The sequence below is a fragment of the Streptomyces sp. NPDC025273 genome, from assembly GCF_040638585.1.
GTDB lineage: Bacteria > Actinomycetota > Actinomycetes > Streptomycetales > Streptomycetaceae > Streptomyces > Streptomyces cinereorectus.
On record NZ_JBEZYP010000001.1, the window covers coordinates 593,582 to 606,222 of the forward strand.

Here is a 12,641-nt window from a genome sequence, read left to right on the forward strand (position 1 = left end):
GCGGACACCTCCGCTCCCGCCGCCGGCCGGTCCCGGACGTCCGGCCCCACCCGTAGACTTCACCCGTGGCAGGCAGGATCAACGACGACGACGTGAAGGCGGTACGGGACGCGGTCCCGATCGACGCCGTAGTCTCCGAGTACCTCCAACTGCGCAACGCGGGCGGCGGAAACCTCAAGGGCCTGTGTCCCTTCCACGACGAGAAGTCCCCCTCCTTCCAGGTCAGCCCGAGCAAGGGTCTCTTCCACTGCTTCGGGTGCCAGGAGGGCGGCGACACGATCGCCTTCGTGATGAAGATCGACCACCTCACCTTCTCCGAGACGGTCGAGCGCCTCGCCGCCAAGGCGGGCATCACCCTGCGGTACGAGGAGGGCGGCTACAACCCCTCCCACCAGCGCGGCGAGCGCATCCGGCTGGTCGAGGCCCACAAGATCGCCGCCGATTTCTACCGCGAGCAGCTCGACGGCCCCGAAGCGGAGATCGGCCGGAAGTTCCTCGCCGGGCGCGGCTTCGACCAGGACGCGGCGGCCCACTTCGGCGTCGGATACAGCCCCGCCGGCTGGGACCACCTCACCCGGTTCCTGCGCGGCAAGGGCTTCAGCGACAAGGAGCTCATCAGCTCCGGCCTCTCGCAGGACGGCCGCCGCGGCCCCATCGACCGCTTCCGCGGCCGGCTGATGTGGCCCATCAGCGACACCTCCGGCGAGATCGTCGGCTTCGGTGCCCGCAAGCTCCGCGACGACGACAACGGCCCGAAGTACCTCAACACCCCCGAGACCTCGATCTACAAGAAGTCCCAGGTGCTGTACGGCATCGACCTGGCCAAGAAGGACATCGCCAAGGCCAGCCGGGCCGTCGTCGTCGAGGGCTACACCGACGTCATGGCCTGCCACCTCGCCGGGATCACCACCGCCATCGCCACCTGCGGCACGGCGTTCGGCAACGACCACATCAAGATCCTCAGACGGCTCCTGATGGACAACGGCAGCGCCCGCGTGATCTTCACCTTCGACGGCGACGCGGCCGGGCAGAAGGCGGCCCTGCGCGCCTTCGAGGACGACCAGAAGTTCGCCGCCGAAACGTACATCGCGATCGCGCCGGACAACATGGACCCGTGCGACCTGCGCCTGGCCAAGGGCGACGACGCCGTCCGCGACCTGGTCGAACCCCGCACCCCGCTCTTCGAGTTCGCGCTGCGCCAGATCGTCGGCCGGTACGACCTGGAGACCCCGGCCGGCCGCGCCGCGGCGCTCGACGAGGCGGCGCCTGTGGTCGCCCGGATCAAGAACAGCTCCTCGCAGCACGAGGTCGCCGTCCAGCTGGCCGGCCTGCTCGGCATCCTCGACACCCAGTTCGTGGTCAAGCGCGTCGGCCAGATCGCCCGCTGGGCCCGCGACCGGGGCGAGCGCGGGACCGGACAGGCCGGGCCCTCCCGCGGCGGCCCCCCGCAGCAGCAGGTCCAGGCGCCCAAGGCACCCTCCGGCCCCGCGCTGAACCTCCGCAGCCCCGCCCACCGCACCGAGCGCGAGCTGCTCAAGCTCGCTTTGCAGAAGCCCGCGCTGGTCTCCCCAGCCTTCGACGCCTACGGCATCGACGAATTCACCGCCCCGCCGTACGCGGCCGTGCGCCAGTGCGTCGCGGAGGCGGGTGGCGCCGAGCAGGGCATGGCCGAGACCCGCGAGTACCTGGCCGCCGTCCTGGACGCGGCCCCGAACGACACCGTGCGCAACCTCGTCACGGAGCTCGCCGTCGAGGTGTTCCACGGCAAGTCGATCGACGAGACCTACGCGGGCATGCAGCTCGTCCAGGTCCGCCTGCGCGCCGTCGACCGCAGGATCGACGACGTCCAGGGCAGCCTCGCCCGCCTCGGGAGCAACGTGGCCCCGGACCATCTGGCCGCCGCGCAGAACGAGGTCTGGGTACTCCAGCAGTACGCCCAGTCGCTGCGGAGCCACGGCGCGGCCGCGCTCTGATCCGTACCACGGCCCGCCCCGCGAGGTGACCCGCGGGTCACGGACGGACCCAGAAAGTCACCGCACGCCCCTCGTGGCAGTGATGTGTCGTACGCCACACTGGGTGGCGGTGCCTGAGTCATCGGAGCGCGGACGGTCCACCCAGGGCGGGCCCCCCATCACCGCGGTCCGGCAGCGATCACCTGGAGGTCGCCCCCGTGCAGACCCGGACCGTGACGACCCCGACCGGGCATGTCCCGGCGATTCCCGCTCAGCACCGGGCCGACCGCCACCCGGAGGCGGCCGTCCCGCCCCCGGGCGCACCCGACCCGGTGAGGGAGGACCCCGTGGAGGTCCCCGAGGCCCCGGAGCCGCGCCGCCAGGAAGCCGGCGGCCCGTCGTCCGATCTCTTCCGGCAGTACCTGCGGGAGATCGGCCGGATCCCGCTGCTCACCGCCGCCGAGGAGGTGGACCTCGCCCGCAGCGTCGAAGCGGGGCTCTTCGCCGAGGAACGCCTGGCCGGCACCCCGGACCCGGACTCCCGGCTCGCGTTCGACCTGGACCGGATCGTCGTCATGGGACGGATGGCGAAACGCCGCCTCATCGAGGCCAACCTGCGCCTCGTCGTCTCGGTGGCCAAGCGGTACGTCGGCCGGGGCCTGACCATGCTCGACCTGGTCCAGGAGGGGAACCTCGGGCTGATCAGGGCGGTGGAGAAGTTCGACTACGCCCGGGGCTACAAGTTCTCCACGTACGCGACCTGGTGGATCCGCCAGGCGATGTCCCGGGCCCTCGCCGACCAGGCCCGGACCATCAGGGTCCCGGTCCATGTCGTCGAGCTGATCAACCGCGTCGTACGCGTCCAGCGCCGCCTGCTCCAGGAGCGCGGCTACGAGCCGACCGCCGAAGAGGTCGCGGCCCAGCTCGATCTGACGCCCGAGCGGGTCGGCGAGGTCCTGCGCCTCGCCCGGGAACCCGTCTCCCTGCACGCTCCCGTCGGGGAGGAGGACGACGTCGCCCTCGGAGACCTGATCGAGGACGGCGACGCGGCCTCACCCGTCGAGTCCGCCGCCTTCCTCCTCCTGCGCGAACACCTGGAGGCTGTGCTCTCCACGCTCGGCGAGCGCGAGCGGAAGGTGGTCCAGCTGCGCTACGGACTGGACGACGGACGGCCCCGCACCCTCGAGGAGATAGGCCGCATCTTCGGCGTGACCCGCGAACGCATCCGGCAGATCGAGTCCAGGACCCTGAACAAGCTGCGCGACCACGCCTTCGCCGACCAGCTCCGCGGCTACCTGGACTGAGCCCCGGTCCCCGCGGGTCCGGGGCCGGAGCCCGGGACCCGCGGGGAGTCAGGAACCGTTCCCGGCGCTCTCCCCGCCGGCGGTCAGTCGATCTCGGCCGGCGCCTGCGCGAACTGCGCCGCGTACAGCCGGGCGTAGGCACCCCCGGCCTCCAGCAGTCCCTCGTGCGTGCCCTGCTCGACGATCGAGCCGTTCTCCATCACGAGGATCACATCGGCATCCCGGATCGTTGACAGCCGGTGCGCGATCACGAAGCTCGTCCGGCCGTGCGCGAGCCGCGCCATCGCCTTCTGGATCAGCACCTCCGTACGGGTGTCCACCGAGCTGGTGGCCTCGTCGAGCACCAGGATCACGGGGTCCGACAGGAAGGCCCGCGCAATGGTGATCAGCTGCTTCTCGCCCGCGCTGACCCCGGACCCCTCGTCGTCGAGCACCGTGTCGTAGCCGTCCGGCAGCGTACGGATGAACCGGTCGGCGTGGGCCGCCCGCGCAGCCTCCCCGATCTCCTCCCGGGTGACCTCGCGCGAGGCCCCGTAGGCGATGTTCTCCGCGATCGTGCCGCCGAACAGCCAGGTGTCCTGGAGCACCATGCCTATGACCGAGCGCAGCTGGTCGCGCGACATCTTCGCCACGTCGACCCCGTCGAGGGTGATCCGGCCGCCCGTGACCTCGTAGAACCGCATCAGGAGATTGACGAGCGTCGTCTTGCCCGCGCCGGTCGGACCGACGATCGCGACCGTGTGGCCCGGCTCCACCCGCAGCGAAAGATCCTCGATGAGCGGCTTCTCCGGGTCGTACCGGAAGGCCACCTTCTCCAGAGCCACGCTGCCCCGCAGCTTCGCGGGCCGCTCGGCCGGCACCGGATCGGGCGCCTGCTCCTCGGCGTCCAGCAGTTCGAAGATCCGCTCGGCCGACGCGACGCCCGACTGCACCAGGTTCGCCATCGAGGCGACCTGGGTCAGCGGCATCGAGAACTGCCGCGAGTACTGGATGAACGCCTGCACGTCACCGATCGACAGCGCACCCGAAGCGACCCGCAGACCGCCGACGACCGCGACCAGCACATAGTTCAGGTTCGAGACGAACATCATCAGCGGCTGCATGATCCCGCTGTTGAACTGTGCCTTGAAGCCCGCCTCGTACAGCGCGTCGTTCTGCTCGGCGAAGTCCCTCGCGGACTCGTTCTGCCGCCCGAAGACCTTCACCAGGGTGTGCCCGGTGTACATCTCCTCGATGTGGGCGTTGAGCCTGCCCGTCACCTTCCACTGCGCCACGAACTGCGGCTGCGACCGCCTGCCCACCTGCGCCGCGACCAGCACCGACAGCGGGATGGTCACCAGCGCCACCAGGGCGAGCAGCGGCGAGATCCAGAACATCATGATCAGTACGCCGACGATGGTCAGAGCCGAGTTGATGAGCTGGCCCATCGTCTGCTGCATCGTCTGCGAGATGTTGTCGATGTCGTTCGTCGCCCGGCTCAGCACCTCGCCGCGCTTCTGCCGGTCGAAGTACGACAGCGGCAGCCGCGCCAGCTTCGTCTGGAGGTCCTCGCGGAGCTGGAACACGACCCGGTTGATCACCCGGATCGAGAGCCTGGTCGACACGAGCATCAGGAGCCCGGCGAGGACGTACACCACCAGCGCCGCCAGCAGGACGTTCCCCACCGCACCGAAGTCGATGCCTTCGCCGGGGACGAAGTCCACCCCGGACAGCATGTCGGCCAGCCCGCCGCTGCCCTCCTCCCGCAGTCCGTCGACGGCCTCGGCCTTCGACAGGCCGTCCGGCATCTGCCGGCCGACGACCCCCGCGAAGATCAGGTCCGTGGCCGCACCGAGGATCTTCGGCCCGACCACCGACAGCGCCACACTCAGCGTCCCGGCGCCCAGCATCAGATACAGCGAGGACTTCTCCTTGCTGAACCTCCTCACCAGCCGCTTCCCGGACCCCTTGAAGTCCATGGACCGCTCGGTGGGCCCACCGGCCATCATCCGTCCGCCCGGCCCGGCCATCAGGCGGCCTCCGCTTCCGTCAGCTGGGAGAGCACGATCTCCCGGTACGTTTCATTGCCGTCCATCAGCTCGCGGTGGCTGCCCGTCCCGACGACCCGGCCCTCGTCCAGCACCACGATCCGGTCCGCGTCACGGATGGTGGACACCCGCTGCGCCACGATCACCACGGTCGCTCCCGCCGTCTCCCGGGCGAGCGCACCGCGCAGCGCGGCGTCCGTCGCGTAGTCCAGCGCCGAGAAGGAGTCGTCGAAGAGGTAGATCTCCGGCCGCTGCACCAGCGTCCGCGCGATCGCGAGCCGCTGCCGCTGCCCACCGGAGACATTGGTGCCGCCCTGCGCGATCGGCGCGTCCAGACCGTGCTCCAGCTGCTCCACGAAGTCCTTCGCCTGGGCCACCTCCAGGGCGTGCCACAGCTCCTCGTCCGTCGCGTCCGGGTTCCCGTACCGCAGATTCGTCGCGACCGTCCCGGAGAACAGATACGGCTTCTGCGGAACCAGGCTCACGGTCCTCGCCAGCAGGACGGGATCCACCGTCCGCACGTCCGCACCTCCGACCAGCACATCGCCGTCCGTCACATCGAACAGTCGCGGTACGAGCCCGAGCAGCGTCGACTTCCCGCTGCCCGTCGACCCGATGACCGCGGTCGTCTCGCCGGGCCGCGCCACCAGATCGACCGAGCGCAGCACGGGCTCCTCGGCACCGGGGTAGCGGAACTCGGCGCCCCGTAGCTCCAGATGGCCGTGGGTGAGCAGCTCCCTGACGGGGGCGGCCGGCGGCACCACGCTCGAATCGGTTTCCAGGACCTCCTGGACGCGCTCGGCGCAGACCTCGGCGCGCGGAACCATCATGAACATGAAGGTGGCCATCATCACCGACATGACGATCTGCATCAGATAGGCGAGGAACGCGGTCAGCGCACCGATCTGCATCCCGCCGCCGTCGATGCGGTGGGCGCCGAACCAGACCACGGCGACGGACGACAGGTTCACCACCGTCATCACGGTCGGGAACATGAGCGCCATCAGCCGGCCCGTCGACAGGGCGACGTCCGTCAGCTCGGTGTTGGCGCCCCGGAAGCGCTCCTCCTCGTAGCCGTCGCGGACGAAGGCCCGGATGACCCGGTTGCCGGTGATCTGCTCGCGCAGCACCCGGTTCACCGTGTCGAGCCGCTCCTGCATCGTGCGGAACAGCGGTCGCATCCTCTTGACGATGAGGCTCACCGCGATGCCGAGCACCGGCACCACGGCCAGCAGCACCGCCGACAGGGGCACGTCCTGGCCGAGCGCCATGATGATGCCCCCCACGCACATGATCGGCGCCGAGACCATCAGGGTGAAGGCCATCAGGACGAGCATCTGGACCTGCTGCACGTCGTTGGTCGTGCGGGTGATCAGCGAGGGAGCGCCGAAGCGTCCGAACTCGCGTGCGGAGAACGACTGCACCCGGTCGAAGACCGAGGCCCGCACGTCACGCCCCAGCGCGGAGGCGGTCCGGGCGCCGTAGTAGACGGCGCCGACGTTGCAGAGGACCTGGGCGATGCTGACGACGATCATCACGCCGCCGAACTCCAGGATGTAGCCCGTGTCCCCCTTCACGACACCGTTGTCGATGATGTCCGCGTTGAGGCTGGGCAGATAGAGCGTGGCGCAGGTCTGCAGGAGCTGGAGCAGCACCAGCAGCAGGATCGGTCTTCTGTACGGACCGAGATAGGTCCGCAGGAGTTTTATGAGCACGCGGTTCTCTCGGAGTCGGCGAACGGCAGAGGCCGGTCCATCCTCCGGTACGCCGCACCAGGACGGCCAACGCTTTTCCTCAAGCCCGGGTCAAGAAAGCCCGGGCCGGGAAGCCCCGGCACCCGGGCCACGCACCCGTCAGACCGATCCGCCGAACGCCCCCGGGTGGATCTGGTCCCGGGTCGCCCCGTACTGCTGGCGCACGGCACGGCCCACCGTCAGCTCCTCGCCCGGATCCAGCACCTGCGCCGCCGCACCCTGCCAGGCCGGGGGAGTGCGCGGGTCGAGCGCCCCCTGCGACACCCCCAGCGCCCAGGCAGCCTGCCGGGCAGCACCCAGCGCCGCGTACTGGGCGGGCTGCGGTACGACGACCTGCGTACCGAACACCGCGGGCGCCAGGGCCTGCACGGCCGGCAGCTCGGCCGCCGCGCCCAGCAGGAACACCCGGCGCACCTCCACGCCCCGGCCGCGCAGCACGTCCAGGGCGTCGGCCAGCGAGCACAGCATCCCCTCGAAGGCCGCCCGCGCCAGATGCTCGGGCTTCATCGACTCGCGCCGCAGACCGCTCAGCGTCCCGGCCGTGTGCGGCAGTTGAGGGGTGCGTTCACCCTCCAGGTACGGCAGGAGCACGAGCCCCGAGGCACCCGGTGTCGACTTCAGCGCCAGCGCGGACAGCTCGTCCAGATCGTCCAGGCCCAGCATCTCGACGGAGCCACGCAGCGCCCGCACCGCGTTCGAGGTGTGGACCACCGGCAGGTGCATCCCCGTCGCGTCGGCGAACGAGGTGATCATCCCGCTCGGGTCGGCCAGCGCCTCGTGGTGCACGGCCATCACCGAACCCGAGGCGCCCAGCGACACCACGGCGTCCCCGACCGCGACCCCGAGCCCGAACGCAGCGGCCATCGTCTCGCCCGTGCCCGCCGAGATCAGCAGCCCCTCGGGCGTCGTCCCGGCGGCGTCGGCCGGGCCCAGCACCTCGGGCAGCATGGCCTGATGGCCGAGTGCGAGCTCCACGAGATCGGGCCGGTAGGAGCCCGAGCCCGCCGACCAGTAACCGGTGCCGGACGCGGCACCGCGGTCGGTGGTCCGGCGGGCGGGCCTGCCGAGCAGCTGCCACACCAGCCAGTCGTGGGGTTGCATGACGGCGGTGACCCGCTGCGCGTTCTCCGGCTCGGTCCTGGCCAGCCAGCGCAGCTTCGACACCGGCTGCGCGGCCTGCGGCACGGCCCCGACGGCCTCCGCCCAGGCCTGCCGCCCGCCCAGCCCGTCGATCAGATCGGCCGCGGCGACCTGCGCCCGCCGGTCGTTTCCGAGCAGCGCGGGACGTACGAGATTGCCCTGATGGTCCAGCGGCACCAGCCCGTGCTGCTGCGCGGACACACCGATGGCCTGCACGCCCTCGAGCAGCCCGCCGGCGGCCGCTTCACCGAGTGAGAGCAGCCACGCCTGCGGATCCACCTCGGAGGCCTTGGCCTCGATGGGATGCGCGGCGTACCCCTGCCGCAGCACCTCACCCGTGTCCGTGTCGCAGACGACGATGTGGGTGAAGGCGGATGAACTGTCCAAGCCGGCGACTATGCCCATACCCAAGATTCTGCCGCACCCGCAGACCATTCCGTACCGGGCGCCACCCGGCACCCGGCACGGGGCCCGGTTCAGGTGTTCGTGGTGCCCCAGTCGTCGCTGCCGGTGTGACCGTTGTGGCCACTGCGCTCCCGCAGCGTGCGCACCCGGTCGGAGACGGAGACGGGCATCTTGTCCCCGACCCTCTCACTCACGGAGTGGTACGCCTTGCCCGCGAACTCCCGGCCGCCCTGCGCGGCCGACTCCGCGGCGTTGCGCACAGCGGGATTCTCGGAGAGCCGCTGCGCGGACTTCTTCAGTTGCTCGTAGCGCTCGCGCCCGGCTCGCGTGCCGAGCACGTAACCGAGGGCCACTCCGGCGATGAACGTGAGCCGGTACCGCATGGCTGCCACCCTTCCTTCGCTCTGTGCGACGTGTGCTGCCCGCCTACCCACGCGGACCGGAGATCACCCCGGGCGATACCGATTGGCGGAGCACCCCCCTGCTTGCGCTAATGTATGTGTCGCAGCGAACGCGCGCCGCTCGGCAGCCGCCAGGCAGGTACGATTCGAGGCAACGCAGCAATCCCCTGTAGCTCAATTGGCAGAGCAGCCGGCTGTTAACCGGCAGGTTACTGGTTCGAGTCCAGTCGGGGGAGCGCGATCCCCTGTAGCTCAATTGGCAGAGCATTCGGCTGTTAACCGGAGGGTTACTGGTTCGAGTCCAGTCGGGGGAGCGGAACGGAAGAGGACCCTTCGGGGTCCTTTTTCGCGTGCCCCGCAGGGCCTTCGTGGACGCTCCGGTGACGCTTCAGGGGCGGATGTGCCGGCGCCCGGAACCGGGCAGCACGCAGGGCTGTCTTCATGGTCACGCGAAGACAGCCACCCGCAGCAAGAGATCGTATGACCGGCTATGCTGCGGCAGACGGCGCGCACACATGTACGCGCCACGCCGAGACGGGGCGGTAGCTCAGCCGGTTAGAGCAGCGGACTCATAATCCGTCGGCCGTGGGTTCGAGTCCCACCCGCCCCACCAGTTTCACCCTGCGGAAACGTTCTGACCTGCGGAAACGTGGTCTTTGCGCCCTCCGGCACCTCGAATCGGTGCAGCGGATGTGCGGCGTTCTGATTGCTCAGGAGCTTCGTGGGGCTGTGACCTGGCATTTTGGTCATTTCTCCGTGGGATGCGTGGTGTTTGCTCCCATGTCTGCTCAGGCTGTGATCCTGCCTGGAGGCATCGACGACACCTGCTCGGCGTGTGGCCTGCGGATGCCGGTTTCGTTCCGTGGCCCGCAAATGTTGGTGATGTGTCGTGGTTATGTACATCATGGACTCTGAGCGGGAGGTGGCTGGTATGTCTGTGACTCAGGTCGATCTGGATGACGAGGCCCTGGCCGAGGCGATGCGGCTGATGGGTGTCTCGACGAAGAAGGAGACGGTCAACGGGGCTCTGCGGGACTACGTGGCGCGTATCAAGCGGCTGGAGGCTGCCGAGAAGCTGGCCGCGCGGGGTGAGCGGGGCGAGTTCGAGGCTGCGGCTGCGGCGCATGCGGCGGCCAAGCGCGCTCGACGGGCAGTTTTCGAGTGATCACGTACCTCCTCGACACGTCAGCCCTGTGGCACCTCTTCCGTACGCCAGGGGCGGTGCGGCCTTGGGAGGGACATATCGCCGCCGGTGTGTTCCATATCTGCGAGCCCACGAGGGTGGAGTTCCTCTACTCGGCCACAAGCCCTGCTCATCGGGACGAGTTGGCAGAAGAGGTGGATGACCTCTGCCGCCCTGCCCCAGTTCCCAAGAGCGCGTGGCGCTGGGTCGACACCGCGCAGTACAAACTCACCCAGCGAGGGCGGCACCGCTCCGCCGGAGCGATCGACCTCCTGGTGTGTGCGACGGCCGTCCATCACGGTCACACTGTGCTCCACGTGGACAACGACTTCGCCGCGGTGGGGATGGTCCTGAAGGACGTGCAGCAACGAGACGTACGCGACTGACTCTTCAGTGAATCCGGTCAGCGCTTGATCACCGCAGTAGCCAGCTTGATAGGTGATTCAGCAGGCCACCGAGCTGACGAGAACGAGTTCGGGTCTCGGCTTGTCGCGAGTGCCCCGCTGGGAGGCCCGGTCGGAGAGCACGCCGGCGATGGCCCGGTGGGTGGCGTCCGGCCCAGGCGGGCTGGTACCGCTTCGGGCCGGCGCCGGGCGACGCTCACGGCTCGGCCGTCCTCGTCGGACACGTCGACTCGCGTACAGGAGGACTCGGCGAGCTCGCAGCCCTCTACGACGTACGCGCCGACCGCGTCGACGTCCAGCGAGGAGACGACACGACGATCGCGTATGAGATCGTCGCCCGACGCATCGTCAAGAAGGACCGGATGCCTGCCGACGTCTTCCGGCGTGAGGGCGAACCAGTCCTTGCCCTCATCACCTGCGCGCCCCGTCCGATCCCGACCGAGGCGGCTATCAGAGCAACCTCATCGTGACAGCCGTCCGCTCGGCGTCCTGAGCGGTTTCTCCTTCGCGGCCGTCCCGGAGCTCCTGAAGCAGATCAGTCATGAGATCAACTTCGGGCGACGTTGTTCGGGCCTTACCCGACGGCGTCGCCCGCGAACGACGCACCACCGCCACGCACGTGTGGAGGGTGCGACGAGTGGATCGCCTTCCCCCCACCGCTACCTCCCCGTCGACAGCAGGGGCAGGCTCTGCAATCGAGGCGAATAGTCAGACCCATCCGGCTACGGGTCAGGCCGCTCTGCCTTCTTGACCGGGCCGATCGAGCCATTCACAGGGCCGGGTCGCCCAGGGTTGCTGGGTGTGGCTTTCAGGCCGCTGCCGTCTCGTGGCGATCGAGGCATGATCGGGCGGCCTCGTCGAAGTCCTGACCGGGGGCGATCCGCCTGAACCGGAAGGACGATCCGCCCAGGTGGAAGACGTCCACCGGTGCGTGCGTAGCCGACACCGGGGGTGGGCTCACTCGCCGGACGTCTGTCCCCGGCGCGGCACCTGGGGCGACTTCGCAGCCTCGGCCTCTGCCTTCGCGTCGCTCACCGCGGCGGCGGCCTGCTTCTCGGCCTCGTCCGTAGCCCTGGCAGCGTCGAGCGGGAGCGTCGAGCCGGTATCGAGCTCCGGAATCCGGTTCCCTTCCGAAGTGTCGCCGGTGGCGGCTGCTTCCTCAGGCTGCACGGATGTGGGAGCACCCGCCGTCGACTGGTCACCGAACGCGCTGGTGACGGTCCGAACTGCTTCTGTCAGCTCTCCCGGGATGACCCAGAACGTGTTGTTGTCGCTGCTCGCCAGGTGAGGGAGCGTCTCCAGATACTTGTAGGCAAGGACCTTCGGGTCGGCGTTGTTGCGGTGGACTGCCTGGAAGACGAGCTCTACCGCCTTTGCCTCGCCGTCCGCCCGCAAGATCATGGCCTGCTGCGTGCCCTGTGCCTCCAGGATGTCCTTCTGCTTCGTGCCTTCGGCGGTGAGGATCTTGGCTTGGCGCTCCCCTTCGGCGTGCAGGATGGCCGCGCGCTTGTCGCGCTCGGCCCGCATCTGCTTCTCCATCGCTTCCTTGATGGTGTGCGGTGGATCGATGGCCTTGATCTCGACGCGGTTGACCCGGATGCCCCATTTGCCGGTGGCATCGTCGAGGACGGCGCGGAGCCGGGCGTTGATCTCCTCCCGCGAGGTGAGCGTTCCCTCCAGGTCCATGCTGCCGATGACGTTTCTCAGCGTGGTCACGGTGAGCTGATCGATCGCGTGCAGATAGTCGGCGACTTCGTAGGCCGCCGATCGCGGGTCAGTGATCTGGTAGTAGAGCACGGTGTCGATATTCACCACGAGGTTGTCCTCGGTGATCACCGGCTTGGGCTCGGACGAGTAGACCTGCTCGCGCACGTCGAGTTTGGAGTTGACGCGGTCCGCCACCGGCAGGACCAGGTTCAGGCCGGGCTGGAGCGTTCTGCGGTATCGCCCGAACCGCTCGATGTTGTAACGGCGCGCCTGCGGGACGATCCGCACGGTGGAGGCGACGAGGAAGATGACGACGATGGCCGCCACGAGAATGGGGATGACAACCGGGTCCACAGCGCCTGCC

Annotated in this window: 9 protein-coding genes, 3 tRNA genes and 1 pseudogene; 8 read left to right on the plus strand and 5 right to left on the minus strand. The window is 69.3% G+C overall.

The genetic code is table 11. The features are described from left to right. Positions 1-65: 65 nt before the first annotated feature. The gene (dnaG, locus tag AB0F38_RS02490; protein WP_361885402.1) at positions 66-1,973 is read left to right on the plus strand and encodes a DNA primase; all 1,908 of its coding nucleotides are present in this window, start codon (positions 66-68) and stop codon (positions 1,971-1,973) included. A gap of 197 nt (positions 1,974-2,170) precedes the next feature. Further along, positions 2,171-3,256: an RNA polymerase sigma factor gene (locus tag AB0F38_RS02495; protein WP_361885405.1), complete on the plus strand. Its 1,086-nt coding sequence runs from the start codon at positions 2,171-2,173 to the stop codon at positions 3,254-3,256. An 83-nt stretch (positions 3,257-3,339) separates the two neighbouring features. Here the strand turns inward: AB0F38_RS02495 and AB0F38_RS02500 are convergent, their stop codons facing one another. The 4 genes from AB0F38_RS02500 to AB0F38_RS02515 all read right to left on the minus strand — a co-directional run bounded on the left by AB0F38_RS02500 (position 3,340) and on the right by AB0F38_RS02515 (position 8,965). Further along, positions 3,340-5,265: an ABC transporter ATP-binding protein gene (locus AB0F38_RS02500; RefSeq protein WP_361885408.1), complete on the minus strand. Its 1,926-nt coding sequence runs from the start codon at positions 5,263-5,265 to the stop codon at positions 3,340-3,342. Next, positions 5,265-6,998, minus strand: coding sequence for an ABC transporter ATP-binding protein (locus AB0F38_RS02505; RefSeq protein WP_361885411.1), 1,734 nt, complete (start codon positions 6,996-6,998; stop codon positions 5,265-5,267). Before AB0F38_RS02505 ends, AB0F38_RS02500 begins: the two co-directional genes overlap by 1 nt. A 138-nt stretch (positions 6,999-7,136) precedes the next feature. Next, on the minus strand, positions 7,137-8,582 hold the full coding sequence (locus tag AB0F38_RS02510; RefSeq protein WP_361885414.1) for an FGGY family carbohydrate kinase: 1,446 nt from the start codon (positions 8,580-8,582) through the stop codon (positions 7,137-7,139). 71 nt (positions 8,583-8,653) lie between these two features. Continuing rightward, positions 8,654-8,965, minus strand: a complete 312-nt coding sequence (locus AB0F38_RS02515; RefSeq protein WP_361886724.1) for a YtxH domain-containing protein — start codon at positions 8,963-8,965, stop codon at positions 8,654-8,656. Between the two features lie 181 nt (positions 8,966-9,146). On the opposite strand from AB0F38_RS02515, the gene AB0F38_RS02520 reads away from it, so the two are divergent. The 6 genes and pseudogenes from AB0F38_RS02520 to AB0F38_RS02545 all read left to right on the plus strand — a co-directional run. After that, positions 9,147-9,219 (plus strand) — tRNA-Asn (locus AB0F38_RS02520). A 5-nt stretch (positions 9,220-9,224) separates the two neighbouring features. Next, positions 9,225-9,297: transfer RNA gene (locus AB0F38_RS02525), tRNA-Asn, on the plus strand. A gap of 222 nt (positions 9,298-9,519) precedes the next feature. Further along, positions 9,520-9,596: transfer RNA gene (locus AB0F38_RS02530), tRNA-Ile, on the plus strand. Positions 9,597-9,914: 318 nt separating this feature from the next. Further along, on the plus strand, positions 9,915-10,148 hold the full coding sequence (locus AB0F38_RS02535; RefSeq protein ID WP_361885417.1) for a type II toxin-antitoxin system VapB family antitoxin: 234 nt from the start codon (positions 9,915-9,917) through the stop codon (positions 10,146-10,148). Next, positions 10,145-10,552, plus strand: a complete 408-nt coding sequence (locus AB0F38_RS02540; protein WP_361885420.1) for a PIN domain nuclease — start codon at positions 10,145-10,147, stop codon at positions 10,550-10,552. The genes AB0F38_RS02535 and AB0F38_RS02540 overlap by 4 nt, the downstream gene beginning before the upstream one ends. Positions 10,553-10,785: 233 nt before the next feature. Continuing rightward, positions 10,786-11,040: pseudogene (locus tag AB0F38_RS02545) on the plus strand (class F sortase); the annotation flags it as partial. Between the two features lie 487 nt (positions 11,041-11,527). On the opposite strand, the gene AB0F38_RS02550 reads toward AB0F38_RS02545, so the two are convergent. Further along, entirely contained in the window at positions 11,528-12,631 is a 1,104-nt protein-coding gene (locus AB0F38_RS02550; protein ID WP_361885423.1) for an SPFH domain-containing protein, read from the minus strand. Positions 12,632-12,641: the final 10 nt, after the last annotated feature.

Bases quoted from the DNA above. Each gene is read 5' to 3' on its own strand.
- AB0F38_RS02500 (WP_361885408.1), bottom strand. From the start codon at position 5,265: ATGGCCGGGCCGGGCGGACGGATGATGGCCGGTGGGCCCACCGAGCGG.
- AB0F38_RS02510 (WP_361885414.1), bottom strand. From the start codon at position 8,582: ATGGGCATAGTCGCCGGCTTGGACAGTTCATCCGCCTTCACCCACATC.
- AB0F38_RS02515 (WP_361886724.1), bottom strand. From the start codon at position 8,965: ATGCGGTACCGGCTCACGTTCATCGCCGGAGTGGCCCTCGGTTACGTG.
- AB0F38_RS02535 (WP_361885417.1), top strand. From the start codon at position 9,915: ATGTCTGTGACTCAGGTCGATCTGGATGACGAGGCCCTGGCCGAGGCG.